This window comes from Microcystis flos-aquae FACHB-1344 (assembly GCF_014698375.1).
Lineage (GTDB): Bacteria > Cyanobacteriota > Cyanobacteriia > Cyanobacteriales > Microcystaceae > Microcystis > Microcystis aeruginosa.
Map to the genome: position 1 here is coordinate 15,717 of NZ_JACJSW010000060.1, position 26,155 is coordinate 41,871.

At 42.4% G+C, this 26,155-nt stretch carries 24 protein-coding genes, 1 tRNA gene and 2 pseudogenes; 11 read left to right on the top strand and 16 right to left on the bottom strand.

Annotated elements, in window-relative coordinates; all coding sequences use genetic code 11:
• Nucleotides 1–378 precede the first annotated feature (378 nt).
• Nucleotides 379–774, top strand: coding sequence for a hypothetical protein (locus H6G48_RS04520; protein WP_190719515.1), 396 nt, complete (start codon nt 379–381; stop codon nt 772–774).
• 314 nt (nt 775–1,088) lie between these two features.
• Nucleotides 1,089–2,189, top strand: a complete 1,101-nt coding sequence (aroB, locus tag H6G48_RS04525; RefSeq protein WP_190719518.1) for a 3-dehydroquinate synthase — start codon at nt 1,089–1,091, stop codon at nt 2,187–2,189.
• On the opposite strand, the gene H6G48_RS04530 is transcribed toward aroB, so the two are convergent.
• Nucleotides 2,166–3,302, bottom strand: a complete 1,137-nt coding sequence (locus H6G48_RS04530; protein ID WP_190719521.1) for a geranylgeranyl reductase family protein — start codon at nt 3,300–3,302, stop codon at nt 2,166–2,168. The two genes, aroB and H6G48_RS04530, sit on opposite strands and share 24 nt — an antisense overlap.
• A 239-nt stretch (nt 3,303–3,541) precedes the next feature.
• Here H6G48_RS04530 and H6G48_RS04535 point away from each other — a divergent pair, with 239 nt between their 5' ends.
• Nucleotides 3,542–4,726, top strand: coding sequence for an AAA family ATPase (locus H6G48_RS04535; RefSeq protein WP_190719524.1), 1,185 nt, complete (start codon nt 3,542–3,544; stop codon nt 4,724–4,726).
• Nucleotides 4,726–5,244 carry a DUF4276 family protein gene (locus H6G48_RS04540; protein WP_190719527.1) on the top strand — a complete coding sequence of 173 codons (519 nt, stop codon included), beginning with the start codon at nt 4,726–4,728 and terminating at the stop codon, nt 5,242–5,244. Before H6G48_RS04535 ends, H6G48_RS04540 begins: the two co-directional genes overlap by 1 nt.
• 59 nt (nt 5,245–5,303) lie before the next feature.
• Here the strand turns inward: H6G48_RS04540 and H6G48_RS04545 are convergent, their stop codons facing one another.
• The 11 genes from H6G48_RS04545 to H6G48_RS04595 form a co-directional block, all read right to left on the bottom strand.
• Nucleotides 5,304–6,299 (bottom strand): hypothetical protein, encoded by a 996-nt coding sequence (locus tag H6G48_RS04545; RefSeq protein ID WP_190719530.1) that lies wholly within the window; start codon nt 6,297–6,299, stop codon nt 5,304–5,306.
• Nucleotides 6,300–6,546: 247 nt separating this feature from the next.
• Nucleotides 6,547–7,569, bottom strand: coding sequence for a CobW family GTP-binding protein (locus H6G48_RS04550; protein WP_190719533.1), 1,023 nt, complete (start codon nt 7,567–7,569; stop codon nt 6,547–6,549).
• The gene (locus tag H6G48_RS04555) at nt 7,569–8,834 is read right to left on the bottom strand and encodes a metal-dependent hydrolase family protein (RefSeq protein WP_190719536.1); all 1,266 of its coding nucleotides are present in this window, start codon (nt 8,832–8,834) and stop codon (nt 7,569–7,571) included. Before H6G48_RS04555 ends, H6G48_RS04550 begins: the two co-directional genes overlap by 1 nt.
• 130 nt (nt 8,835–8,964) lie before the next feature.
• The gene (locus H6G48_RS04560) at nt 8,965–9,423 is read right to left on the bottom strand and encodes a hypothetical protein (protein ID WP_190719540.1); all 459 of its coding nucleotides are present in this window, start codon (nt 9,421–9,423) and stop codon (nt 8,965–8,967) included.
• Between the two features lie 123 nt (nt 9,424–9,546).
• Nucleotides 9,547–10,827, bottom strand: coding sequence for a hypothetical protein (locus tag H6G48_RS04565; protein WP_052277384.1), 1,281 nt, complete (start codon nt 10,825–10,827; stop codon nt 9,547–9,549).
• 179 nt (nt 10,828–11,006) lie between these two features.
• On the bottom strand, nt 11,007–12,431 hold the full coding sequence (locus tag H6G48_RS04570; protein WP_190719543.1) for a phosphatidylinositol-specific phospholipase C domain-containing protein: 1,425 nt from the start codon (nt 12,429–12,431) through the stop codon (nt 11,007–11,009).
• Nucleotides 12,432–12,610: 179 nt separating this feature from the next.
• Nucleotides 12,611–13,651 (bottom strand): lipase family protein, encoded by a 1,041-nt coding sequence (locus H6G48_RS04575; RefSeq protein WP_190719546.1) that lies wholly within the window; start codon nt 13,649–13,651, stop codon nt 12,611–12,613.
• Between the two features lie 194 nt (nt 13,652–13,845).
• On the bottom strand, nt 13,846–14,631 hold the full coding sequence (locus tag H6G48_RS04580) for a hypothetical protein (protein ID WP_002799158.1): 786 nt from the start codon (nt 14,629–14,631) through the stop codon (nt 13,846–13,848).
• A gap of 125 nt (nt 14,632–14,756) precedes the next feature.
• On the bottom strand, nt 14,757–15,086 hold the full coding sequence (locus H6G48_RS04585; protein WP_190719549.1) for a hypothetical protein: 330 nt from the start codon (nt 15,084–15,086) through the stop codon (nt 14,757–14,759).
• A 523-nt stretch (nt 15,087–15,609) separates the two neighbouring features.
• Nucleotides 15,610–16,002, bottom strand: coding sequence for a DUF4278 domain-containing protein (locus tag H6G48_RS04590; RefSeq protein ID WP_147072424.1), 393 nt, complete (start codon nt 16,000–16,002; stop codon nt 15,610–15,612).
• Between the two features lie 154 nt (nt 16,003–16,156).
• Nucleotides 16,157–16,558 carry an FHA domain-containing protein gene (locus H6G48_RS04595; protein WP_190719567.1) on the bottom strand — a complete coding sequence of 134 codons (402 nt, stop codon included), beginning with the start codon at nt 16,556–16,558 and terminating at the stop codon, nt 16,157–16,159.
• Nucleotides 16,559–16,849: 291 nt separating this feature from the next.
• Here H6G48_RS04595 and H6G48_RS04600 point away from each other — a divergent pair, with 291 nt between their 5' ends.
• Together H6G48_RS04600 and H6G48_RS04605 are read left to right on the top strand one after the other, a co-directional pair.
• Complete coding sequence (locus H6G48_RS04600) at nt 16,850–17,023, top strand: hypothetical protein (RefSeq protein WP_190719552.1); 174 nt, start codon at nt 16,850–16,852, stop codon at nt 17,021–17,023.
• Nucleotides 17,024–17,044: 21 nt separating this feature from the next.
• On the top strand, nt 17,045–18,094 hold the full coding sequence (locus H6G48_RS04605) for an AI-2E family transporter (RefSeq protein WP_190719555.1): 1,050 nt from the start codon (nt 17,045–17,047) through the stop codon (nt 18,092–18,094).
• A 1-nt stretch (nt 18,095) separates the two neighbouring features.
• Here the strand turns inward: H6G48_RS04605 and H6G48_RS04610 are convergent.
• Nucleotides 18,096–18,168 (bottom strand) — tRNA-Gln (locus H6G48_RS04610).
• Nucleotides 18,169–18,450: 282 nt separating this feature from the next.
• Here H6G48_RS04610 and H6G48_RS04615 point away from each other — a divergent pair.
• The gene (locus H6G48_RS04615; RefSeq protein ID WP_002756942.1) at nt 18,451–18,636 is read left to right on the top strand and encodes a hypothetical protein; all 186 of its coding nucleotides are present in this window, start codon (nt 18,451–18,453) and stop codon (nt 18,634–18,636) included.
• Here the strand turns inward: H6G48_RS04615 and ctpC are convergent.
• On the bottom strand, nt 18,626–19,918 hold the full coding sequence (ctpC, locus tag H6G48_RS04620) for a carboxyl-terminal processing protease CtpC (RefSeq protein ID WP_002756940.1): 1,293 nt from the start codon (nt 19,916–19,918) through the stop codon (nt 18,626–18,628). The genes H6G48_RS04615 and ctpC overlap by 11 nt on opposite strands.
• 245 nt (nt 19,919–20,163) lie before the next feature.
• On the opposite strand from ctpC, the gene H6G48_RS04625 reads away from it, so the two are divergent.
• The 4 genes and pseudogenes from H6G48_RS04625 (at nt 20,164) to H6G48_RS27375 (ending at nt 24,801) form a co-directional block, all read left to right on the top strand.
• The gene (locus H6G48_RS04625) at nt 20,164–20,985 is read left to right on the top strand and encodes a cell division protein FtsQ/DivIB (RefSeq protein WP_190719561.1); all 822 of its coding nucleotides are present in this window, start codon (nt 20,164–20,166) and stop codon (nt 20,983–20,985) included.
• A gap of 192 nt (nt 20,986–21,177) precedes the next feature.
• A complete protein-coding gene (ftsZ, locus tag H6G48_RS04630) occupies nt 21,178–22,425 on the top strand; it encodes a cell division protein FtsZ (protein WP_002756934.1) in 1,248 nt (415 codons plus the stop codon).
• A 6-nt stretch (nt 22,426–22,431) separates the two neighbouring features.
• Nucleotides 22,432–23,232 (top strand): bifunctional hydroxymethylpyrimidine kinase/phosphomethylpyrimidine kinase, encoded by an 801-nt coding sequence (thiD, locus tag H6G48_RS04635; RefSeq protein WP_002756932.1) that lies wholly within the window; start codon nt 22,432–22,434, stop codon nt 23,230–23,232.
• 219 nt (nt 23,233–23,451) lie between these two features.
• Nucleotides 23,452–24,801 (top strand): annotated as a pseudogene (locus tag H6G48_RS27375) (RNA-guided endonuclease InsQ/TnpB family protein).
• Nucleotides 24,802–24,950: 149 nt separating this feature from the next.
• Here the strand turns inward: H6G48_RS27375 and H6G48_RS27380 are convergent.
• Together H6G48_RS27380 and H6G48_RS04655 are read right to left on the bottom strand one after the other, a co-directional pair.
• A pseudogene (locus tag H6G48_RS27380) lies at nt 24,951–25,136 on the bottom strand (hypothetical protein).
• 564 nt (nt 25,137–25,700) lie between these two features.
• On the bottom strand, nt 25,701–26,155 hold a 455-nt coding region (locus tag H6G48_RS04655), incomplete at its 5' end, for a vanadium-dependent haloperoxidase (protein WP_190719564.1).

Below are 26,155 nucleotides of genomic sequence, written 5' to 3' on the forward strand. Positions count from 1 at the left end.
ACTCTCCGCCCTAAAAGTGCGGAGATTCTTGGGCTGAATCTTGCCGCTACTAGCAAAGCTAATTTTGGTCTTACAGTTTCATGTCTAGTCCGACTACACCTACAAGGCAAGCACTCTTAAAGACTACTCCCCAAGCGTAAATTTCTGTGTGTCCCACAGTATTTAATTGTTTTTCGCTCTTACCATGTGGACTTACGATGAAAGCTTTTGTACCAGTGATGGTTAGAGATTTAGGGATTACGGAGTGTCGCTTGTTTCCTGCGTTCCCAAAGTCAACGACTCAATTTAATGCTAACATAAAGTCGCCCTAAAGGGCGAGGTTTTCAACCCAAATTTTCGATAATACTTCATCAGTGACTCCGTTTTAGAGAGGCGATCGTGCAAATTACGCTCAAGGAAAGAATCGAATCCATACAGGTGGGGAGTATCTCGGCGCTGGCTTTCCTGGTTCCCTATCTGCTATTTTTAATTGTTGATCGACTATTGTTAGGGGAATCGCTCACAGTAATTGGCGCTTTTGTCAAGATATCCGGGGCGATAATTAGCGGATTTCTCTTTGGTGTCACCTATCGTTATGTCGTCCGTAACGATGATAATCCCCATCTCAAAGATGGTACAGTGGCAGCTTTTGCCCTAGTCCGCGGCCTAGTTCCCCTACAATTATCCACAGACTTGCTCGCTGACAGTGGGCAATTAAGTCTCTTTCTGGGAGAGAGCTTTATCTGTTTTTTATCCTCTCGTCTGCTGTTAGAGTTGACTAAGCTGCGTCAATAACCGACTCAGTTATCAGATTTAAGTTTTCAGTTATCAGTCATCAGATTTAAGTTTTCAGTGAGCAGGGAGCATCTCATTTATGCAAGTGAGTAATTATACTTGTCCCTAAAACTGGTTTCTAGTAAGGCTTTCAAAATAGTTTGACATAAAACCTGATTTAGGGGTTACAAAGGTGAGATGCTCCGAGTGAGCAGTATGTATTAAGTGAGTAGTATTAAATGGCAGTTTCCCACTTTCTTTTCACTGTTTACTGATCACTGTTTACTGATTACTGTTTACTGTTTACTGATCACTGAAACATCACCCCACACCCTATGGCTATTTGTATTCCCGTTAATTTACCCGATCGCTCCTATAATATTCTGATCGAGAAGGACAGTTTAGCTAATCTCGGTGGAGAAATGAGCCAGTTAAACTTAGGTAAAAAGGTTTTATTGGTTTCTAATCCCGAAATTTTTGACTATTACGGGCAAATAGCCGTTAATTCTCTAGAAAAAGCGGGATTTGTCGTTTTTACTCATCTGATCCCCGCCGGCGAAAATTATAAAACCCTCGATGCGATCGCCCAAGTTTATGATAGCGCCCTCGCTCACCGGTTGGAACGTTCCTCGACTATGGTTGCCCTCGGTGGTGGTGTAATCGGGGATATGACGGGATTTGCGGCAGCCACATGGTTACGGGGCGTTAATTTTGTCCAAGTTCCCACCACCCTGTTAGCGATGGTGGATGCTTCCATCGGGGGTAAAACTGGTGTCAATCATCCCCAGGGCAAAAATCTGATCGGGGCGTTTTATCAACCGAAATTAGTTCTGATCGATCCTGACGTGCTTAAAACTCTACCCGTGCGAGAATTTCGGGCAGGAATGGCAGAAGTGATTAAATACGGTGTAATTTGGGATGCTGAGTTATTTCAACAGTTAGAAGACTCGGACAATTTAGCTAGTTTTTCTCAGATCGATGGCGAGCTATTGCAAACAATTATTACAAAGTCTTGCCAAGCTAAAGCAGATGTGGTAAGCAAAGACGAAAAAGAAGCGGGTTTGCGGGCGATCTTAAACTATGGTCACACGATCGCCCACGGCATTGAAAGTTTAACGGGATATACTAGCGTTAACCACGGGGAAGCGGTGGCCCTGGGGATGGTGGCGGCAGGAGCGATCGCTGTTAAACTGGGAATGTGGACCGCCGGGGAAAATCAACGTCAAACCGATCTAATCGAAAAAGCCGCCTTAGAAACCCGTATTCCGCCTTTAAATGCCGATGAGATGGTAAATGCTCTCACTGCCGATAAAAAGGTTAAAGATGGCCAAGTTAGATTTATTTTACCAACGGCGATCGGCCAAGTCACCATTAGCGATCGAGTCACCCCCACCCTGGTGCGTGAGGTGTTATCACCAACCGAATCCGGGCAGTAAACGCTTTTTCAATTGTTGCATCGCTTGTTCCGTAACATCCCGGTATTTTAAATCTCCCACGAGAATACGTCCCATCAGTTGACCGGCGATCGGCCGTTTAACGGCGACATTGTAAGCGATTTGGGTAAATTGATAGAATAAACCAGCTAATTTGGCTGCTAAAGCCATATCTTCCCCCCATTCTTCCCGAATTATCCGACTATAGCCCGCTAAAGCCCGATTATCTCCGGCTAAAGCTCGATCGATCGCTTCGGCTGCCTTAACTCCCGTCAAAATTGCCGGACGGATACCCTCACCGATGAGCGGATCGAGAATCCCCGCCGCTTCCCCTGTAATTAGGGCATTTTGGGCGTGTAGCGGTTGATTTCCGTTCCAAAGGGCTAAAGCATACTCACCATAGCGATAATCCTCTAAATTCCAGCCCTTTTGACGGGCATAATTTAACAGTTGTTTTTTTAGCTCCTCGGATTTGATGCTGCCCTTAAAACAAGCGCCGCTAATTGTGTAACCATTAGACTTGGGAAAAGCCCAGATATAGCCATTTTTTAGGGAACCAAAATCAAAAAAAGCTTTTTGGGGGGGAATAGTAGCCCCTGCGTTAGTAATTTCGAGAGTAGCACCGAGCGCTTCGTTTTTCGCCGGTAATCCCAACCAGCGACTGGTATTGCCCCTAACACCATCGGCAGCAATCAGATATTTGCCTGAAAATGTTCCTTGGGATGTGGTAACTTGCCAGTGATCTTGGACGAATTTGATCTGGGTAACTTCGCTGTTATCTTGGATGGTTGCCCCGACTGCGATCGCCTGTTGACCTAAAAAATCATCGAAATGATCCCTTTGTACCATCCACATCGGTTCTAGCATATTTAACTTAGTGGTGACGGCATCCCCCTGTTTCCAAGTAAACTGTACTTGCGTGACGGTATTCTCGATCACGGGGGTAAAGTCAAAATCAAACCACTGCTTAATTGCCGGGGATACCCCCCCACCACAGGGTTTATAACGGGGTAATTTAACTTTATCGAGGATTAGGATCGATCGTCCCTTTTTAGCTAGATGATAACCCGCCGTCGCTCCTGCTGGTCCCGCACCGATGATAATACAGTCAAACATTTGTACTAATTTAAGTCGTTGAACAAATTTATAGACAATTTACGCTATTTTGGGCAACTTGTGTTGAGTCTGGTGAAGCTAAGACGGGATTCTGTGATTGTTGAGCTTGCTTCTCTAGTTTCTAGCTGATTTACCCCCCAATTTCCCAGAGAACCTAATCTCTGGCTTTTTTGGCTAATTGATCAATCTTCACCTGATCAATCGTATAATCAAAAAAACTATAATGACTCGATTATATCATGAAAATTGTTTCTATTAAAATAAAAAACTATCGTATGTTTAAAAATATACACATAAGAGATATTCCCCCTTTTTGCGTGATTATTGGAGCTAACGGCACGGGAAAATCTACTCTATTTGATATTTTTGGGTTTCTGCGAGATGCCCTTAAAAACAACATTCGCCAAGCTTTACAAATTCGCGGCGGTTATAGAGAAATTATCACTAGAGGTCAAGAACAGGAAGATATTGAAATCGAGCTGCAATTTCGCATGAAAATCTTAGATACAGAACGTCTGGTTACTTATCAAATCATAATTGGACAAAACAATAATCGCCCCGTTATCAAACGCGAAATACTTCGCTATAAAAGGGGTGAACACGGTAAACCTTTTCATTTTTTAGATTTTCAACTTGGCCAAGGATATGCTATCACCAACGAAGAAGATTTTAGTAAACCGGATAAAGAACTCGATCGAGAAGAACAACAGCTAGAATCTAACGACATACTAGCAATCAAAGGATTAGGACAATTTCAACGTTTTAAAGCCGCTACAGCCTTTCGTTCTCTGATTGAAAATTGGCACGTTTCTGACTTTCATATTAGCGAAGCTAGAGGAAGTCAAGAAATATCTTATGCTGAACACTTATCCCCTACTGGCGACAATATAGCTACAGTCGCTCAATATATTTATCAACAATATCCCAAAATTTTTCAGCAAATTCTCGAAAAAATGAAACAACGAGTTCCGGGTATTTCCTCTGTGGAAGCCAAAGAAACCGAAGACGGTCGCTTGATTTTACGTTTTCAAGATCAGGCCTTTAAAGACCCTTTTATCGATCGCTATGTTTCTGACGGGACTATGAAAATATTCGCTTATTTAATATTACTATTCGATCCCAATCCTCATCCCCTACTCTGTGTCGAAGAACCAGAAAACCAACTTTATCCTACTTTATTAAAAGAACTAGCCGAAGAATTCGCCCACTATAGCGATCAGGGGGGTCAGGTATTTGTTTCTAGCCACTCCCCCGATTTTATCAACGCGGTTCCACTAGCTAGTATTTTCTGGCTAATTAAATCCCAAGGTATCACCCAAATCCATAGGGCTGCCGATAGCGAAATCCTCAAAAACTTAGTAGCGGCAGGCGATTTACCCGGCTATCTTTGGAATCAAGGCTGGTTTAAAGGAGTAGCACCATAATGAACTATGATATCGTATTTTTGCTAGAAGAGTCATCTATAAAAAATGTGTTAGAAGAACTTTTGCCTAAACTTATTCCCCCAGAAATCAGCTATATATGTATTAGTCATCAAGGCAAACAAGACCTAGCCAAATCTATTCCTAGAAAACTCAAAGCTTTCAATAAATCTAGTCCCAATACCAAATTTATTATTGTCCATGATCAGGACTCCCACGATTGTCAAGAACTCAAAAAGAAACTAGGGCAAATTTGTCAAAATGCCAGTGATGCTCAAGTCTTAATTCGGATTATTTGCCATGAATTAGAATCTTGGTTTCTGGGAGATTTAGCAGCGGTTGAAAAGGCGTATAATTTAAATAGTCTCGGCCAAAAACAAAATAAAAGTAAATACAGAGAACCGGACCTGCTTAACTCGGCCAAACAAGAATTAAAAAAGCTAGTGAAAGAGTATTATGCAGGAACCCACTCTAAACAGATTGCCCCCCATCTTTTCCTAACTGAAAATAAATCCCTTTGACCACTGCTGTTATTGTATGTCTTGAATCCGCAAAGGTCCGTATAATTTAGCCAATAAAATTATTTTTCAATTAATCCAGATTCAGTTTTTTTAAGTAAATCTGAGGCAAATCTTTCACTAAATCCCACTAAAAAAGCACAGGAAAAGATAAATAAATCCTGACGGGCTTTGTTTGTTATTAAACTAGAAGAATTTTTATCCTGGGTAATCATAAAATCAATTTTAATCAACGTATCTGAGCTAATTAAACTAAAGATAAAAATACCGAAAATTAGACCAATTAAGGGTCTAAACAAACCAATAAAAAGAGGAATGAGGGGGTCGTCATATTTTTTGTCTGTAAAGTCGATAATTCTGAGTAAAATACTCGCAACACTTCCCAACACTCCTGCTGTTGCCGCATAAACTAAACCATAAAATATATGCCGATTAGGATTTATCGTATCACTCGATGATTTTAACTGTTCTGAATAACTACTAGAAGGAATGGGTACTGGGGAGTTTGCTTGAGGTAATGGTTTTGAAATAAGTGCCTCCTCTTGAGAGTGTTTCTGGTGTAAATTATCATCAAATATGTAAATTTCTTGAGCAGAAAATTTGAGGGCAATCATAGATAAAAAAGTTGTCATAGATAAACCTAAAAATATTTTGAATGGGACTGATCTTGTAGAATAGATAGAACTAAATCCATTTAAAATATGTCCCCATAAAAAATAGCGACTATTATTAATTTCCTTTTCTAGATTAATTCTGAATTCTCGAATAGCATCAACTCCGACTTTATTAGTTTTTGCCATGAGCAATATATATTTAATTTCCTCTAATAACAAAATCAATTTAGTTGGATCATTGTTAAAAATAAACCAACCAATTTTCCAGCTATTACTTTTTTTATAAATCAAATAATTCAGGTGATGAATCTGTTGAACTAAGTTAGCGATTTCTAGTTGTAATTCAGGCGAAATTATCGGCAAAACCTCTAATAAAACTTCCCTAATATCCGCATTTAATGCGTTAACATCGTCATTTTTTTTTACTGGAGTGGAAGTTATCATATTTTTTGGGACTTTTTAGATTGATTAATAGAATGAAAAGGCTATCTCTCCAGCTTCCCCTTACTCATCGTCAACCCGTTGCAGGACTTTCTCTAGGATAGGGCGGGTTTTCTAGATTACTAAAATTCTAACATAAAGTCCCCCTAGAAGGAGGAGGTTTTAAACCCAGTTTTTTGATAACTTTCTAGCCCCTTTCTCGTTGTCACATTAGTAAAACGTTTGACCCTGGATAATTGTGATATATTTGTTACATTTCGTTACTTAAAATCAAATTATCTTTGGTTTGAGTTTTTAAATTTACCTCAAAATCCTCTACTCTTAAACAGCTATCTAATTGCTGCTGTAATATTTTTGTATTCATTGCCTCCGTGCTAATTAATACCAATTGGGTAAAGGGTGGATTATTACCCCATTCTTCGCCTATTTCTAAGGTAATTCTCGGCCCCACTTGTTGCAAAATTACTCCTCTATTGGGATGTTCAACAGTAGATAAAATACCCTTGGCTCGCCATACAGTTACGGGTAATTTCCCTAATATTTTTCCCAGGGTTAATAACTGAAAAGGGCGAACACTTTCATAACTCCAAGTATGAAAGTTATCAGAGTGATTAGATTTTAATTGACTAGATACAGAACGAACGGGAAATGAGTCCCTAAATCCTAATAATAAATCTAGGGAAACATCCCCATAACTCCCTTTTAACAAACGCACCCAAGGTGCTATTTTTTGGATAATTTGACTAGCATTAATTTCTGCTTTTTCATCAATCAAATCAATTTTATTGAGAACCACAATATCAGCAGCCGAAATTTGATCAATTAGCAAATCTTGATAGTTAATTTTTCCAGATGGTTCACAAATTTGGGGTAGATAGGTCGCATCAACTAGGGTAATAATGCTTTCCAAGCGAATTATTCTACTTAAAACTGGACGCTTTAGGGTTTGTAACAGGGTATAAGGGTTAGCAATTCCACTGGCTTCAATTAAAATCTGATCTGGACGGAGAGATAGGATTTTGGGAAGAGAATTAACCAGATTATTTTGTAAACTACAACAAACACAACCTCCCTCAAGAGTGATTAGATCATCGTCTCTATTTTTAATTAACATCTGATCAATATTAAGACTACCAAAATCATTGACCAGTATGCCGAAACGGCGATCACTTTTACCCTTAAGAATGGAGTTAAGTAAAGTAGTTTTACCCGCACCTAAAAAACCCGTCAGCAGTGTTACTGGTGTCTTCCAGAGATTTGATGACAAAACCATTATACTTGTCCTCCCGATGGTTGTTTATAGATGACTCCCCGTTTCATCACAAAATCAACGTTACCAGTAACATTAATATCCTCAAAAGGATTACCCGGCATAGCGATAATATCAGCAAATTTCCCCACCGCTAACGCACCAATATTCGGCTGCATTAATAATTCAGCCGCTACAGTAGTTGCTGCTTTTAAAGCGCGTAAAGGAGTAATACCATTTTGAACCATCGCCGGAAACTCTTTCCAGTTATCTATATGAGGAAAAGTTCCCGCATCAGTACCAAAAGCAATCTTAACGTTACTTTTAGCTAAATTATCAGCACAAGCAATCAGTTGAGAGGCATATTTTTGATATTTAGCGTGTTGCCAAGGAGAACGACTTTTCCAATATTCAGGATTATTGGCATTGCGAGCTTTTTCTAAAACAGTGTATTGAGTTGGTACCAGATAAACTCCTTTCTCTTCCATCAATTGCAAAGTCTCGGAACTGGCAAGATTACCATGTTCAATGGAACGTACCCCCGCATTAACAGCACGTTGAACCCCTTCCCCTCCATAAGCGTGAGGACAAGCAGAAATACCGAAATCTTTGGCGGTACTAACCAGAATATTCATCTCCTCTTGGGAATAGGTGGTTTGACTCGGATCATCCGTAGGAGAGCTAAAACCCCCTGTGGCACAGAATTTAATCCAATCTGCTCCTGAGCGAATTTCTTCCCGTACTATGCGGATAATTTCTGCTGTTCCGTCTGCTACTTCAAATTTTTCTGGTCTGAACTGAAAAGCAACTAAAGAGGTAAAATCACCATGTCCTCCTTGGGCTGAAATCAGGTGAGGTGCTACCAATAGATCTGGTCCAATAATCCAGCCATTGGCGATCGCTTTTTTGAGATCGACGGTAATAAATTCTGGATCGGGACAACCCACTTCCCTTACAGTAGTAAAACCGTTCATTAACAGTATTTTCAGGGGATTTAAGCTATAAAGGGTCATTAATGGCACTGTCACCATATAAGGATTTTCTGGAATTGTAGGATCCCCTTCACAGAAGGTGATATGAACATGACAATCAATGAAACCAGGGGTAACGGTGTGTCCTTTTAGTTCAATAATTTGAGCGTTGCTGTGATCGACTGTTGTAGCGATCGCAGTGATATTCCCATTTTCGACGCGAATTTCCGTGGCACCAAGGGGATTATCAGCCAAACCATCCCAATATTGATCGGTGACGATTACATAATTTGGGCTAGTGGAATTAGTACCAGTCATCGTTGTTTCTCCTGTTGTTAATTTTTTCAGCGTTTTTATTAGTCTTGAGCTAGGCGATCGCTTAATATCTCGACTTCCACTGGATGAATAAGCCAATTCAAGTTGATAGTTAGCGAATCCGCTTTAATGGTTAGTCTTGATAGACATTCATAGTATGTAGCCAAATGGTATCCGTATCCGCGTTTTCTTGTGTACTCCCTAACAAAATTTCAAAATAGGAACGACTATCATAGACATGACGAAGGATGTTACAACGTTCGCTGTCTTCAATCACTTCAAAACCCGCCGTTTTATTGGGGATTAAAGTAATCGACTGCATCCCATTCTTATCCGCAAAGCAGAGATGAATATCTAAGGGACTTCCCACCCAAGAGGGATCATCAAAACCCAAGACAGAAAACAATCTAGCATTGGCAACCACTAGAGGTATATTGTAGGGTTTAAACTCAAAAGGAATAGCTCCCATATCGGCTTCACCCCGTCTGTCTCCGACAAAATCGCAGGGAAAGTTATTAAAATTCCATAAAAAAGATCCATCCTCATCTTTGACGGTGATGGTATAGCTTTCTTTGCATCGGTATAAAACCATAGATTGATGACCTCCTTGAATATTTTATTAAGTTTTTTTGATTCAAGAGATTGTTAGGTTGATTGAGGAAAGTTTGGTTTTTTTCCTCACACCAACCAACTGGTACTATAGCGTCCTATTCGCTTAATAACCCGTTTTGGAATCGATTGCCCCAGCATCAATACCTGCAACTGCCCAACCGACAGCAACGGGATCCTCTGTCACCACGCCAAAAACCAACGCGGCGGCGGAAACAAGATCACTGATCCAGGTATGCCCAACACCGCTAGTCACCTGATTTGGTACTAACATTCCATTCTCAGGAATATTTGATTCTGGATTATAAGCTGCCAAGGTACTTAGGAAAACACCACATGAACCAGTTGCACACATATAAGTCAGATTGGCATCAGCAATGATCGCCCAAGGGGACCCTGAGATGGTTGCATCCTGTTGGGCGGCATTGCCCGCCGTATTACTCTTGACATCAACAACCCAGATACTGCCCATAGAGGAATTAGATGGGTTGGACGGAGCCGTGGCAATAAAGATTGCTCCCTCTGGATAATTTCCCGGATCTGCATTACCGGCGTTTGGTGAGTAGGCCAAAGATAAAATGACCTGTCCACTGGGTACTGTCCAAATAGGACTTAACGAGGCATTGAAACCACTATAGGGCTGATAGTGTAAACCGCCAGCCGGGGTTGCCCAGTAAATGCCATTTGGTCCTTTACAAACGTCAGTTGCAGTACATCCGCCGTGATAACCGTAAAGGATAGGAGTTGAAGATGGGTTCTGAGCATTGAAGATAACCCCCGTAGCTTCTTTCACACCGCCGAGTAACAGACAATCGTAATTAGTTAGCGTGTTCGCAGGGAAAAAGGTCAGAGATACGGACGCTCCAGACGCTCCATCTTCGTTATAAGATGTGTTTGAACCCACATAAGACAAGCTCGGCACGCCGTTAGACCAAGTGACTGAATACCAGTAGAGGTTGCCATTAGACGCTGCCACGTAAAGAAGGCTTTCGGGGAAATAATAGAAAAGTCCGGCAATTGGCGCATCGGGTTGTTTTTCCGAAGCGATCTGAGTCGTGACATTACTACTTGTGAAGTGGCTGCCTCCAGTAGCGGGATTAATGCTATTAAGCCAAATATTCTCGTCTTCAGATCCGTACACAAAATAGTAAGGTGGTGAATAGTCAGTGTTGCTGTAATCAAGCAGAAACTCAATAGCAGTGGTACTGGCACCATTATTATCAAGATTACTCACCCCCCCTAAAGTATAACTTGGTGGGGTTGGATTCGGTGAAAATTGCCCAACCGAGATCCCACTTTGGTAAGCAGCGACGACAAAAGTATAGTTCTTATATTCACCAGCAGGAATAGTGATTGCCGAAATACATTGAGTGTAGGGAAAAGACATGATTATCTCCTTTTGAGTTGAAATTAAAGGGAATTACTTAAGAGGTCAGAAGTAAATAATTTAATTATTTTCCCTTTCTTTCCCTCCCCATTTAGAGTCGTGCCGATTCCCACTGCCGACTGTATCAGAGATTTAGGATAACTAGGCTCAATTAGGGGCGATCGCCTATCTAATGGCAGTTACCATAGGGGTAAGTTATTTGCCCGTCGATACCCTTTTAAAATGTTTAAAGGGACTCCATTAATGAGAGCAGAAAAATTATTGACAGTGGTTTCTAGTTGTCCAGTGCTAGTATTGACACGATTCCACCAATCAGTGGCAATAATGTTAGATTTGATGCCATTTAAACCAGCGAAAAAGCTAGAGAGTTCTTTAGGCACATTAGCTGGTACTCCATAAGCACCTTCATAATTATACTGAGCCATTAATGACCAGAGAAAATTATTAGGTTGGTTGATAGCGTCAATTTGTTGTTGTAAATAACTCTGCACGTCTGACCAAACAGTTACACTTGTACCACACCAATATTGTTTAATAGAACTGCTCCAAAAGGGTGTATTTTGTGCTAACCAATCAGACATACTATCAGGAAATTCGAGAGAACCAACTACAACTCGGCCAGTAGTTTGCCAAAGGTCTTTTAAGGGTTGAGAAATACCAGAGGGCGGAATTAATTTATCTTGTCCAATAGTGTTGATAATCAGATTAGATAAATCTTGATAGGTTTGGCTTGTCCAATTTCCCTCAAAATCATGTAAGTCAAGAATAACAAATTCTTGGGGATTATCAGCTAAAAATTGCGTTACTTGATTGAGAAAATCTACTAAAGTCAGGGGGAGAGCAAAACTCCCGTGACACATAACAAATTGATTATCCCCTGAGCCACTACTAAGCATTAACCTGAGATCAAGGGCGCGAATACCTTGACTAAGTTGCTGATTGATGTTTTGGTATTGAGTTTGTACCCATGATTGGCTAATACTACCAGCGCAATAAGTTGAGGCATCGTGAGTACCAGGCAGGGTTAACTCATTGAGACAAAGGTTTTGAATACAAGGGGCAAATAATTCCATCCAATTATTAGCCCAGTGTAATACGGAAGGACGTAACACACTTTGATCATCTGCTAATCCGCCACTGCCATAATTAGGGGTTGGATAGGAACTAATTGGGTTTTGGGTATTACTAGGGAAATAACCAAGGGCGATCGTTACTACTCCATCATGAATCCATCCTACAGCAGATGTATTAGTAGTATCTGGAGTAGGATAAACAAAAAGACCATTGGGAATATTTTGCCATTCAACTAAAACCCCATAACCTGCTTCTGAGGGGACAGGCGTTGATAGTCCGTGAACTCCACTCTTTTTAGCACTAATTGTAAAGTTAAAGTTACTTACCTCCTCCAGGGTATATTCAACATCACCCGCATCATCTATACTGTCATGACCTACTGTTTCTTTAAACTCAGCATAAAATTGAGTAAAGGAATTAGGACTAATCTGAGAAGATGGATCCCACTCCATCTGGTAACTGTGGGATTTTACTTGATTGATGTTATATGGCGTAGCGTTGACAATTTGTATGTGAAATCCAGCACCCATAATAATTTTCTCCTTGATGAAGATGAGTATTGTTGACTTTTTCAAGTCGTTAATTGAGTTACAGTTAAAGATAATTACTTGAGAGGTCAGAAGTGAATAATTTAAATATTAGCCCTTTCTGTTCCTCCCCATTTACAGTCGTGCCGATTCCCACTGCCGACTGTTTAGCGATAGAATAATTAGCTTAACTTAGTGGCAATATCATCTAAATCTTGCTCTGTTAGCGTGAGAGCATTAGCCACATTTTCTGTCAGCGGCCATTGAATATCTAGGAGATTGAAATAAGCTTGAATGTGCTGAAAATAGGCTTCTTGCAGAAATTGCTTCAGGGGAGTTGTTTGCGGTTGAGAAAAAACGCCACATTCACCTTTCATGGCAAAAGTGCTGGGATTTAAGGCGAGATAATTGCAGTTTTTCACTTTCTGAATTTGACTATTAACTAATAGTGCAATTCTCGAAGATTTAGGAATATTACAAGATTGATACAAGGTAGGAATCTGCTGTAATTGCTCAATATTCCAAGCATGGGGAACAATATCCAAACTATTCCAGATTCGGCTGCTTTGATTGAGACCTGGCTCCGTATTTCCGTAGTAATCAGAAAAGGTTTGATCCCCTGGAGTTGCTCCGGCAGAAAATTGGGTATTGACGGTGATTTGTTTACCAGTATGGTTCCAGGTTGCTTGATTTTCGTACAGCCATAATGCCATTACTGGAGATAATGCACCACCTAAACTATGGCCGGTGGTAATGATTTCAATAGGTTGGTCAGATTGGCTGGGAATTTCCTGGGTCAAAAATTCTAACAGGGAGCGGTTAGAGGTATCTTTCAGGTTTTGCAGAATAGTAATTCCGGTATTTGTTCCTTCCGAAATTTTTCCGCGTTCGGGGAATTGCGTTGACCAGGAAACCATGTTATGGGTAGCAGCATCCTCCTGTAACCAGTCAAAAACTGATTTCGGATTCGTAGCAGCGATCGCAACTACCAATTGAGGGTTATTGGTTTCGGCATTTTCTCCCTTTGCCACATACATAATATTATCCCAGTTCTGATTTTTAGGATCATGATAATAAATAACAGGACCCCAAAGAATTGTCCATTGACCAATTTTTCCTTGAACCGTAGGATTGGCTAAATCTGTAATAACTTTCTCGCTATTACTGATATTAGCGAACATGGAAAGACAGAAAAGCGTTTGTTGTTGATCGTAAGTAGGCATTGAAATTTTCTCCAACTGTGAATTGATTTGTCGTATCTTAGACAAATCTAGGTAATGGTCACAACACAAATTTCACAAAAAAGGGATGACCGCTCTTTTTAACTTGATTAAGTTGACCCCAATTTACCCCATCATTAGAGGTGTAAAAATTAGCACCAGAACAGCTATTGGCGGAAAATGTAGGACAAGCATCGCTAAACAGGAAAAACTTTGATCGCTTTTTCGTAGTAAGCCTGACGATCAGCTAGTCCGTTAAGACCACCATTGACTCGTCGGGTGATTTCTTCCACCGTTGCACCGCGATCACAAAGAGCATTCATGTTATTGTTATGCCACCAAAAACCGCCACTGGTAAAAGGATAGGTGGTACTAACATAGTCAACTCCATCCATCACTTTCGGATCATGAATATAATTCGCAAAAGCTTGATAGTTACTGCGTCCCGTTAGTTGAATAACGCCTGCTCCCTTATATTTGGGACCATCTCCTGGATAAATATTTCCTAGGTCTTTCCGTCCGTTATACTCCTCACCGCTACCGAGTTCTTTCATCCATTTCAAGCCTCCACTTTCATGGGCAGTTTGGCTTAAGAAATGACACATTCGGGGGTGAGTGTTAATGTCAAAGCGATTTAAGCAAGAATTGAGGTCTGCTAATTGTCCATCGCTAATGACATTACTGTAGATAGATTCGGCTTGAGCTTTGGAGATTAAATTATTACCCCCTGGTAATTCTTTAAGTTCTAGTAAAAATTTCGCCGAAGATGCTCCCAAGGTATCCAATTCGCCTTCTTTGATTTTTTGTTTGAATTGCTCAAAGGCTTGTTTTGTTTGGGGTCCATAAATGCCATCAACACCATTAGCAGGAAGCAATCCGAGAACTTGCAAACGGGTCTGAACTTCTCGGCAAAGTTCGGAGTCTCCTGCTAAGGAATCAATGGGTTTAACGAGGTTTTGTTGAATGATGTCTTCTAATTTCATGGTGTTTATTTTCCAGTTCAGATTTTCCGATGGTGATCTTGGTTGTTTGGGCTGTTTTTGTATTTCCTGAGTCAGGAATTATAAGAGTGATAAATTGCTTGAATTTTTCATTCCTTGCAAAATTTTTATCCCGTATTTGTTCCCTCAGAAATATGACCTTGTTCTGGGTTTGTGCTAGACCAGAGAACCATATTGTGGGTATTAACATCCTCCTGTAACCAGTCAAATACAGACTGAGGATTTGTCGCTGCAATCGCCACTACATATTGAGGATTATTTGTTGTTAGATTTTGACCTTTAGCGACGCACATAATATTGTCCCAGACTTGACTTTTGGGATCGTGATCATAAATAACAGAACCCCAAACTATCGTCCATTGACCGATTTTTGTTAGGACATTAGAATCCGCCAAATCAGCTATTAATTTGTTACTATCACCGATATTAGCAAACATCGAAAGACAGAAAAGAAAGATAATTCTTTAAAAGTGTAGGAAAGTTGAAGGAACTATTGGGAGGAATTTTCGGCAAATTTATGACTGGACTTCTATGTATATCTGTACTAGCTATAGCTAAAAGTCTTACAGAGCCTGAGTTAAAGTTATGTAATACTAACAGACTACTGGACGCAAACTCCTGAAGTTCTTACGCAGATAGGGTTTAAAGCCAAATTTTTCCAATTTGACCTTTCCAGCACTATAGCTTGTTTCGGGATGGACTACAGGGCAATCGCACACAATTCTTAACATTTTTCGACTTTGGACAAGGAAAAAAAAGATTTTTTGCCTAAATTTTACCCAAATCTAATTGGGGTTGGCTGCATAAATCTAAAAATCTTGTTGGATAATATCTTGAGGCTTTTTTAAAATCAAAAAGTGCCGGCCCTGGGAGTGAGCGGGGGGAAGATTTAGGCATTTTTGCGCCCAAAAATATTCCCCCCAGCAAAACCGGGGGGAAAGTGGTAAAAAAACTGCTAATTTAGCAGTTTAAGGCTAAGTCTTGGGATTCTTTTTTCAAGAGATTAACGAGGGTTTCGTCACCATTCTCTTGAGCGATTTGTAAACGACGTTCCAGACGACGACGAATATTGTTCAGATGGATGCTAGAAAGGGTTTCCTCTTGGACAACAACAGGGGGTTTGACAACGGGCAACGGACAAGTGTTTGGGGTGACTTGCCCAGCAAGATGAGGACGGGTGCTGTAGGCAACTCCACGATACTGACGATGCAGTTTCGGTTCTAATTGGAGCATATGGCGAGGATAATGGTGATTCCAGTCTTGACCTCGGTATTTACCGCCGATATCTCCAGTCTTCATCTCCAAGGGGAGAGAATCCCTTTCGTACTTAACTCCTCGATAGGCTAACGTCATATCACCGACTCCCTGCAATGCTTTAAAGTGACTTTAATCCCCCTTGTCGTCCCTATATAGGGACAACAAATGAAAAGATCTTATTTATTATTCTGTATCTATTTTTACATTTTGTTAGGGAAATTGAAAAAACTTTATAAAAATTTAATATTTTCTAGCTGGCGATAGTATCCTTTTCTGGCTGGGTTTGGTCGCCCACCAAAGGAGCCTCTAGGGGTTTGAGGATTAATTTTGGTTGCTCGTCCTCATCGATGAGACGAATTTGAATTTGCGGGCCAGAGGTGGCTAAACGAACCACCATACCATCGACGACGGCGGTTTTCTCGATCGGTTTGCCATTGACAAACGTCCCATTTGCCCCTAAATTTTCCAATTCCCAATCATCGTGATCATCATTATGGCGGATTTCTAAGTGCCGCCTCGAAACCACAGCACTATAGAGAACTACATGATTATCCAGCGCCCTGCCGATGAGAATGGTTGATTGATCATTGTCAAATTGCCAATGTTGTAGGGGCGTGGCTTGACTGGGGTGTAAAAGAGTTAAAGTGATCACGGTGACTATTTGCGGCACGATAGGGGCGGTGGACAGGGTAAATCTTGCTGTCAAGATTCATCCTTGCCATTAAGTCTTAAGTCCTAGCAATGAATATCTCTAGTTAATTGACCAAGCCTTTTCTTTCCATTGTCTCACACTTTCCCGTTCCCTCAGAACCGACCTCCCCCAGAAAATCTAGCCCCTTCGCCCTAGTATTAATAAAACTGATGGGGTATGATTTCCACATTTTGAGCAATTTTTAACCTCTTCAGGGATAAGATAGTGCTGGTGTCACCTAAACATTGATCTATGAGCGGCTTTATTATAAAAATAATCTTGATATCGGCTTTGATTGCCCTGGGAATTAAATATCTTGCCCCTTTATTATCGATCGCTCCCAGTCCTCTTAACACTTTAATTCTGGTTTTTACTCCTTTTCTGCTCACGGTTTTTGCCCTCTGGAGACGGACAATAACTGATTAGGAATTTTTCTCCTTACTCATCATGACTTTTGGCAGCAGCCTCGGTTTAGTTCTGTTAGTCTTTTGTCTGTTGATTCTCTGGCAGATTCGACAGATTCTCTTATTATTATTGATGGCGATTCTTCTGGCTCAGATTTTAAATTTGGCTGTGACTTGGTGGCAGCGTCATCACCTCAAGCGTTCCTACGCCCTAATTATCACTCTTTTTGGCTTCTTTATTGGTATTATCGGTATGTTTGTGGGGATTATACCCGCTTTAGTCCAACAATTTCGCCAATTATTTAGTTTATTACCCCAAGCTATAGAAAGACTCTGGGGACAAGTCCATAGTCTTGAGGATTATCTCGATCCTAGTCTGGCCACTGTCTTACCTGACTTTAAAACACTGCTCGCTCAATTACAACCCCTGATTAACCAAATTGCTGGCCGGGGTTTAAGCATTTTTTACGGTACTTTCGGCATTATCCTCAGCTTACTGCTAATTGTTGCCCTGGGCTTGATGATTCTCGCCGATCCTGCCGCTTACTACCGTTGTTTTCTGCGTTTATTTCCTGCTTTCTACCGTTCTAGGGTACGATCGATCCTAGAACAGTGCGATCAAGATTTAAAAGCTTGGCTGAAAGGGATTTTCTGTCATATGTTGATTATGACCTTGGGCAGTTGCCTGGGTCTATCCCTGATCGGCATTCCCCTCGCTTTTTCCCAATCTATTCTCGCGGGATTTCTCACCTTTATCCCCAACCTCGGGCCAGTTTTAAGCACGATTTTACCCTTTTCTATCGCCCTTCTGGAAGCTCCCTGGCAACCCTGGGCGGTTTTACTGCTCTACAGCAGTATTTATCTGTTAATTCAATATTTCGACCGTCATTCACCGCTGCCGATTTTAACAGTGCGGTCGCTCAAGCTCTTACCCGCTTTTACCCTGTTGGCCCAGTTGTTTTTCGCCTCGATTTTTGGCTTTTTAGGGCTATTTCTGGCGGTTCCCCTGACGCTTATCGGTCGTATTTGGCTAAAGGAAGCTTTGATCGAGGATATTCTCGATCATTGGCCGATTGGGGATAAAAAATACTAAACTGGGGATCTAGGATTCGAACCTAGGAAATGGCGGGACCAAAACCCGCTGCCTTACCGCTTGGCTAATCCCCATTGCACAGACCTTTTTAATATTAGCATTTATCTCCCCGGTTTTGTCAAGAAGTTTATAAAAATTTTTTACTTAGGGCTTGCGGCAAAAAGTTTTTCGTGGGGGCAGGGTGTGGGGTGTGGGGTGTGGGGTGTGGGGTGTGGGGTGTGGGGTTTGGGGTTTGGGGTGTGGGGTGTGGGGTTTGGGGTGTGGGGTGTGGGGTTTGGGGTGTGGGGTAGGGTTGATTCATGAATCAACCCTACTATGAATCAACCCTAGGGTTTGGGGTATAAGGAGAAAAATCTATGGATAATAGCCGACAAAACTGGTACATTGTCCAAGAAAATACCGGAATTTGTCAGATTATAGCCCTAGAAAACGGAAAAACCCCAGTCAATGGTCAATACTGGGGTCTTTTTGCCGAGCGGGGAGAAGCGATCGCCCGTCGGGTGGGTTTAATTCGAGCGGGCAAATGTCAACCTATTGTTTAGCGGTATTGGTGGGCGTTTTTTGGCCTTCAGTGATTTCTTTTTCCAAGATTTCAAAAGCCTTCTTGAATTGAGGATCCTGGAAGGTTCCCACCCGATCCCTTTCCTGTTGAAGATTTTTGCGATCTTCCTCGCTCAGTTCCGACTCCACATCAGGATGAATACCATCTTTATTGATGTCGCGTCCTTTGGGGGTAAGATACTTGGCAATTGTCACCGCTAATCCCGAACCGTCACTGAGATTGCGTACCGATTGCACTAATCCCTTACCAAAGGTTTTCGTACCGACAATAACCGCCCGATCATGATCCTGTAAAGCTCCGGAGAGAATTTCACTAGCACTGGCGGAACCCCCATCGACGAGGACAACCAGCGGTTTATTAGTCAAAGCTTGATTGTTGGCCCGTTGACGTTCCGTCACCCCTTTGCGATCGACCGTAGAGACAATTAAACCATCAGGTATCCACATCCGAGCGATTTCGATGCTGGCGTAGAGTAAACCGCCGGGGTTAGAACGCAGATCGAGAATATAACCCTTCACCTCTTCGGTTTCCAATTCGCGAATCGCTTGACTCATATCGCCACTAGCTTGGGCGCTAAATTGATTAAGACGGATATAACCGATTTTACCGATCGGGGTGTTTTCCGTGTGGGCGCGCACCGGGTGAATTTCAATTTTGGCCCGGGTAAGAGTCAATTCTTTCTTCTCCTCACCCCGTTGAATCGTGATCTTAACGCTTGTCCCCACTTTGCCGCGGATCATGCTCACCGCTTGATCGAGTTCCATGCCTTCGGTAGATTTACCATCGATAGAAATAATCACATCTTTAGGCAGCACACCAGCTTTAGAAGCGGGAGTGTCTTCAATGGGTGAAACCACGACTAACTGCTTAGTTTTCTCATCTTTGGTCAGTTGAATCCCTACCCCGGTCAATTCTCCCGATGTATCGATCTTCATATTGTTAAACTCTTTGGGATCCATAAAACGGGTATAGGGATCATTGAGAGTTTTCAACATCTCGCGGATAGCGGTGTATGCTTCCTCTTGATTTTTGTAGGAACGATTTAAATACTGATTGCGGATGGCGTTCCAGTCCGATTGATTAAAAGTGCCATCTAAATAAGTGCGGTTGATGATCTGCCAAACCTCATCAACGGTTTCCTTGGGACTTTCCTGAAAAAAAGCTTGACTTTGAGAGAGACGGAATCCCGCCCCCGTGACGGCGACGGTAGACAGGACCACTGCTGTAGCACCGAGAACAAGTCCGCGTTTGTTGATAACCATAGGTAATTTTCGGATAAATTAGGCTGTTCTTGCCAGAACGCTCTTTCTGGCTGACCGTCGAAATATCTTGGCAAAAAGGAGCGTTTAGGTTTACTGGAGACAGACAAAAGAACGCCTGTAGACTACTACTGTTATAACATTTATTATCTCTTTCTTTGTCAAACTGATTACTTGAGTAGCGATCGAGTTGCCAGCAGCCCACCTTGCGACCTAAGATAACAGCAAAACTGTCCTGGATTTTCCCTATGAGCGATCAAATCCTTTCTTCCCTCTCCCTAGAACAAAAACGACAAAACCTGCGCCACCAAAGGCGATCAAAGGTGTGGCAAGCCCTAGGTCGCTTTCTGGTGGTTAGTGGTTTAGCGACGGGATTAGCTTGGGGGATGACTTCGCCCTATTGGACAATTACCAAGGCCGGACAGGTGGAAATCGAAGGCACGGAATTAATGTCGCCCGAGTCGATTCGTGCTTGGCTAAAATTAAGCTATCCTCTGTCTCTCTGGGAATTACCTACCCATCAATTGCGAGAAAAATTAGCGGCTATTCCCGCTATTGCCGACGTTAAGATCGAGCGGCAATTATTACCCCCGAAAGTGATTGTTTCTATTCAAGAAAGAAAACCTGTTGCCCGTTGGCGTTCTCATCAACAGCAAGGCTTTTTAGATGCCACCGGAACGATAATTCCTCAAAACTATTATGGTCGAACTCTGCCCAAAACCCAATTACCTAGCTTAGAAGTGCTTGGTTACGACCGACAATATCAACAACAGTGGCAAAAAATTTATCCCTTAGTTGATAACTTATCGATTCAAGTTACCGCCATCGATTGGCGCAATCCTAGTAATCTTGTACTAAAAACTGAACTGGGACAGGTCTATTTAGGTTTTTATAAAGATAGATTGCCCGAAAAATTAACCGCTCTCGTACAATCGCGGCAATTGTCATCCAAGATACCTCTAGCGCGAATTCTCTACATTGACCTGAGCAATCCCGATGCTCCCACTGTACAATTAAAACCGCAGCCAGCCCCTATCGTTGCCAAAGTAACGGCAACTGGTAGGGATTAACTGGAATTAATCAGCAAATAACCGCAATTATTCCCTTTATGTATTGCCAAAAACCCCAAATTATGATTTTCTGAACCAGAAACTGATAATGTAGATACTGGAACCGACATAATATTAGTGATAGTGTTAACATTGCATCTCTAATTCATCAAATCAATAACAGAATCTTGTACTAAGAGTGTTCCAATTCCAATGACATCGATTAATGAAATCGTTCCCACCTATCCCAATCTGAACAGTAACGATTATGCCAGTTCAGCTATGAGCGAAGATAATCATTACTCTCAGAATAATGCTGGAGTATTATTTACTCGCCCCCATGAATCACAGATGACACCCCGAGAAGAAAGTCGTAGTAATCGCATCGTGCCAAGCAATGTCGCCAAGATCAAGGTGATCGGGGTCGGCGGTGGGGGCTGTAACGCCGTTAACCGCATGATCGCCAGTGGCGTGACCGGAATCGAATTTTGGGCAATTAACACCGACGCCCAAGCCCTAGCCCACTCCTCCGCCCCCCAGAGGTTACAAATCGGGACAAAATTAACCCGCGGCCTAGGGGCGGGCGGCAATCCAGCGATCGGACAGAAAGCGGCGGAAGAATCTCGGGATGAAATCGCCCAAGCATTGGAAGGAACCGATCTAGTCTTTATTACCGCCGGCATGGGCGGCGGCACGGGAACGGGAGCCGCTCCAATTGTGGCCGAAATTGCCAAAGAAATCGGCTGTTTGACCGTGGGAGTTGTGACCCGTCCCTTTACCTTCGAGGGTCGTCGTCGCACTAATCAGGCCGATGAAGGGGTGGGTGGTTTACAAAGTCGGGTCGATACCCTGATTATTATCCCCAATAACCAGTTATTACAGGTAATACCCGCCGACACGCCCCTACAGGAGGCTTTTCGCGTCGCTGATGATGTGCTGCGCCAAGGGGTACAGGGGATCTCGGACATTATCACTATCCCTGGTCTGGTGAATGTGGATTTCGCCGATGTGCGGGCAGTGATGGCCGATGCGGGTTCGGCCCTAATGGGCATCGGCATCGGTTCCGGAAAATCTCGGGCTAAGGAAGGAGCGATCGCTGCTATTTCCTCGCCGTTACTGGAATCCTCGATCGAAGGTGCGAAAGGCGTAGTCTTTAACATCACTGGTGGTCAAGATCTAACCCTACACGAAGTCAATGCCGCCGCCGAAATTATCTATGAAGTGGTGGATCCCAACGCTAATATCATCTTCGGGGCAGTAATTGACGAGAAAATGCAGGGAGAAGTCAGAATTACCGTCATTGCCACCGGTTTTTCCGGCGATTCCCCCTCTCGTCCCACCAGTAGCAAGGTGGTGATCAATGCCCCCGCACCCAGTCCGGCCCCGACTCCCGAACCACCAAAACCGGCGGGATTAGATATCCCCGAATTCTTGCAACGTCGTCGTCCTTTTGATCGCTAACCGCCTATGACTGCCATTGCCCTCACCATCGCCGGTTCCGATAGTGGTGGCGGCGCGGGAATTCAAGCGGATTTGAAAACCTTCGCCTTCCACCGAGTTCACGGCACCAGCGCCCTTACCTGCGTTACCGCCCAAAATACCCTAGGGGTCGAGCGCATCGAGTCCCTAAGTCCAGAAATGGTAACGGCCCAAATCGATGCCGTGGTCGGGGATTTTGGTGTGCAAGCGGTCAAGACAGGAATGCTGTTTAGTAGCGAGATTATCGAAGCGGTGGCCGAGGCGATCGAGCGCTGGCGTTTAACCAGTTTAGTGGTGGATCCGGTTATGGTTTCGCGGGTAGGAGCCAAATTAATTGATGATCGGGCTATAGATAGTCTTTTTGATAGTTTAATTCCTCTGGCTTCGATTATTACCCCTAATCGTTACGAAGCACAGCTTTTAAGTGGCATTGAGATCAATAATTTTGAGGCGATGAAAGCGGCCGCCGAAATTATTTTCCAGAAGTCGGCCACACCAGTATTAGTGAAAGGTGGCGGCATGAAAGGCCGGCTGCGTGGGGTTGATATCTACTTTGATGGGGAGGAATGGGAAACTTTTAAGACCAGAAGCGTCGAAACCAATAATACTCACGGGACTGGTTGTACCCTATCGGCAGCGATCGCCGCTAACCTCGCTTTGGGTGATGACCTGAAAATAGCGGTGAAAAAAGCCAAGGATTACGTTACTAACGCCCTCGATCATTCCCTCCCTATCGGTCAAGGAACCGGTCCTGTGGGCCATTTTTACCGCTTAAAAGCCCTAAATTAGTCAATTCATCGAAAATTTTGGGTCTGAAACCCCGTCGTTCTACGACGGCTTTACTGTTAAATATTAGAACATTTACGAAATATATGCTAAAATGTGAGACATGGAAAAAGCCTATTCGTTTCGATTAGACCTCTTGCATAAATCCGAAAACAAACGATAGAAACAATAATGGGAGGGACTTTCAGTTAATTATTTATTAGTAGTTGATAATCTTCAAAAATGTTGCTGTACAAGGATCGACTTAAGACTTTTGCAAGAGGTCTATTTTACCCCACACCAACACAAGAGTCGCTATTGCGGCGCACTTTGGGCTGTGTAAGATTGGTTTACAATAAGGCACTCCATCTCAGAACACAAGCATGGTACGAAAGACAAGAAAGAGTAGGATATACTGAAACTTCTTCAATGCTAACCGATTGGAAAAAACAAGAAGAATTAGAGTTTTTAAACGAAGTTAGCTGTGTACCTTTACAACAAGGGTTAAGACATTTACAAACAGCTTTTACTAATTTCTTTGCTGGTCGTACTAAGTATCCTAACTTTAAGAAAAAACATCAGGGAGGAAGTGCCGAATTTACCAAATCTGCTTTTAAGTTCAAAGACAAACAAATCTATTTAGCTAAATGCACAGAACCTTTACCTATTCGGTGGTCAAGACAAATACCAGAAAGCTGTGAACCAAGCACAGTAACAGTCAGATTACATCCTTCTGGACGTTGGCATATTTCAATAAGATTTGATGACCCAACGATTAAGCCTTTACCAGTAACAGATAAAGCCATTGGAATTGACTTAGGAATTAGTAGCCTCGTGATTACCAGCGATGGCGATAAAGTATCTAATCCCAAGCATTTTAAAAAGCATTATCGGAGACTGCGAAAAGCACAAAAAAATCTTTCTAGAAAACAGAAAGGGTCAAAAAATCGGGAAAAAGCAAGAATCAAAGTAGCAAGGATTCACGCTCAAATCACCGATAGCAGAAAAGACCATTTACATAAGCTAACCACTCAATTAGTTCGTGAAAACCAAACGATTGTGGTTGAGAACTTAGGGCTCTTCTCGACTTTGTGTGATAATTTTTGCTTATGAAATCGTGAAATGTTTACTGGGAAAGACTTTTAGGACTATTTTGTTAAATAAACTATCAGTATAGACCTCATTTCCACACAGAAACCAGAAGAGCCAACTTAGCCGTCAAGAATATGGTCAAAAACCCGAAATTATCTCAGGCAATATCTGACGTTAGTTGGGGAGAAATCACTCGACAATTAGCCTACAAATGCCGTTGGTATGGGAGAAATTACATCGAAATAGATAGATGGTTTCCTAGCTCTAAAAGGTGTAGTAATTGCGGGTATATTGCCCTTGAAAATGCCGTTAAATGTTCGAGAATGGGACTGTCCAGACTGTGGGACTCACCATGACCGAGATATTAACGCTAGTAAAAATATTTTGGCCGCAGGGCTTGCGGTGTCAGTCTGTAGAGCGACCATAAGACCAGAACAGAGTAAATCTGTTAAGGCAGGTGCGGAACCCCGCAAGGGAAAGAAGCAGAAACCTAAATCGTGAGGTTTGGGAATCGCCGTCCGTTTTACGGCGGCGAGGATGTCAAGGGTAATGATTCGGTAGTAGTGGCGTAGCTCTCTTGCTTACCTGGTATGAATTGTGTAAAATATTTATTAATAAAAATAATTGGAACCCGCTCAGTCTTTAAACCTCTAGCTTGATCGGTTCTTCGTTACTTGGTATGGTTCAATAGGGTGGCATAAATCGACTAAATCCTTATCTGACAAGAGTTCTATTGATTAGTTCGTTCTAGATCGAAAACAATTGACAAAAATCGCATCAAAGTCCTTCTCTATAAGGGTTTCATCTCTTATAATCCTGTCCGTTGCATAGCACAAACCGAAGAACCAAATTTAGTTGGCAATTTTTCGGACATCGAGTCCTCAAATTGCCGCCCCCTGCACCTTCCCCACTGGTGCGTTGCTGAGGGTGGGGACTGATGCAGGTTCGTTCAACTCGACTTGATATTACTGGACTTCCCCCGTATAAACATACTAGCTATGGCTAAAAGTCTTACAGAGCCTGAGTTCAAGCCATACAATACCAATGAACTACTGGACACAAAATCCTGAAGTTCTTACGCAGATAGGGTTTGAGGCAAAAATTTTCAAATTTGACCTTTAGACCATTATAGCTTGTTTCGGGGCAGAAAATCAGCAAAAACATGGCTACAGAGGGAATCCCTTACTCTAGAGATTAATGACACTATCTGTTAAAATCAGGTTAGCGATCACTATACAGCCAACTCTACGGAATCGCTCTACTCCAGATACAGTCAACGGTACAGCCATTTTCAAGGGAAAAATGTACCCAGTAGCCTCTTTTCAATTTTTTCTGAGAAGCGACCTGCAGTAAGGGTTTTGTTAATTTTTTAGTATTTCTGTATGGGGGAAGTCCAGATATTAAGGCTGAAAGAAATTTGTTGCGACAAACTCGCCAACAGCTAACCCCATGTTAAAAGAATCAATACAAGCCTCACGGACGTGAACCCCGCCAAAAATACGGCTGAGGGCATCTTCCATTCCCGCTTGATGGAAGCTATCGAAATCACGAACGACACCGGGAAGTTCTTGGGAGACAGCACTAAACACATAGTCGTCACCAAAATATTCGGTCATCACTCCAGCAAATGCTCCCCCCATGGCAGAATGCCCTGACATATAATCCGGGAAAGGTGGCGAATTAACCCCAATTAAATTTGACAGCAAGGGTTTCCAATTGGGATCGCCCACAGTAGCAGCTATCCCGTCATTAGCCGCAAATCCTCCGGCAATTATGTCATCAGGGCGAGGTTGGAGTTCAGTGTATTTCTCTTTCCAAGCGACGATTACCGCATCCGCCAGCGCGGTATTTAATG

Coding starts and splice junctions, on each gene's coding strand:
- H6G48_RS04570 (WP_190719543.1), bottom strand. CDS start 12,431: ATGGGTGCTGGATTTCACATACAAATTGTCAACGCTACGCCATATAAC.
- H6G48_RS04585 (WP_190719549.1), bottom strand. CDS start 15,086: ATGTTTGCTAATATCGGTGATAGTAACAAATTAATAGCTGATTTGGCG.
- aroB (WP_190719518.1), top strand. CDS start 1,089: ATGGCTATTTGTATTCCCGTTAATTTACCCGATCGCTCCTATAATATT.
- H6G48_RS04580 (WP_002799158.1), bottom strand. CDS start 14,631: ATGAAATTAGAAGACATCATTCAACAAAACCTCGTTAAACCCATTGAT.
- H6G48_RS04565 (WP_052277384.1), bottom strand. CDS start 10,827: ATGTCTTTTCCCTACACTCAATGTATTTCGGCAATCACTATTCCTGCT.
- H6G48_RS04600 (WP_190719552.1), top strand. CDS start 16,850: ATGAGCGGCTTTATTATAAAAATAATCTTGATATCGGCTTTGATTGCC.
- H6G48_RS04575 (WP_190719546.1), bottom strand. CDS start 13,651: ATGCCTACTTACGATCAACAACAAACGCTTTTCTGTCTTTCCATGTTC.
- H6G48_RS04555 (WP_190719536.1), bottom strand. CDS start 8,834: ATGACTGGTACTAATTCCACTAGCCCAAATTATGTAATCGTCACCGAT.
- H6G48_RS04605 (WP_190719555.1), top strand. CDS start 17,045: ATGACTTTTGGCAGCAGCCTCGGTTTAGTTCTGTTAGTCTTTTGTCTG.
- H6G48_RS04615 (WP_002756942.1), top strand. CDS start 18,451: ATGGATAATAGCCGACAAAACTGGTACATTGTCCAAGAAAATACCGGA.
- H6G48_RS04625 (WP_190719561.1), top strand. CDS start 20,164: ATGAGCGATCAAATCCTTTCTTCCCTCTCCCTAGAACAAAAACGACAA.
- H6G48_RS04535 (WP_190719524.1), top strand. CDS start 3,542: ATGAAAATTGTTTCTATTAAAATAAAAAACTATCGTATGTTTAAAAAT.
- ftsZ (WP_002756934.1), top strand. CDS start 21,178: ATGACATCGATTAATGAAATCGTTCCCACCTATCCCAATCTGAACAGT.
- ctpC (WP_002756940.1), bottom strand. CDS start 19,918: ATGGTTATCAACAAACGCGGACTTGTTCTCGGTGCTACAGCAGTGGTC.
- H6G48_RS04545 (WP_190719530.1), bottom strand. CDS start 6,299: ATGATAACTTCCACTCCAGTAAAAAAAAATGACGATGTTAACGCATTA.
- H6G48_RS04560 (WP_190719540.1), bottom strand. CDS start 9,423: ATGGTTTTATACCGATGCAAAGAAAGCTATACCATCACCGTCAAAGAT.
- H6G48_RS04530 (WP_190719521.1), bottom strand. CDS start 3,302: ATGTTTGACTGTATTATCATCGGTGCGGGACCAGCAGGAGCGACGGCG.
- H6G48_RS04550 (WP_190719533.1), bottom strand. CDS start 7,569: ATGGTTTTGTCATCAAATCTCTGGAAGACACCAGTAACACTGCTGACG.
- H6G48_RS04540 (WP_190719527.1), top strand. CDS start 4,726: ATGAACTATGATATCGTATTTTTGCTAGAAGAGTCATCTATAAAAAAT.
- H6G48_RS04590 (WP_147072424.1), bottom strand. CDS start 16,002: ATGACGTTAGCCTATCGAGGAGTTAAGTACGAAAGGGATTCTCTCCCC.
- thiD (WP_002756932.1), top strand. CDS start 22,432: ATGACTGCCATTGCCCTCACCATCGCCGGTTCCGATAGTGGTGGCGGC.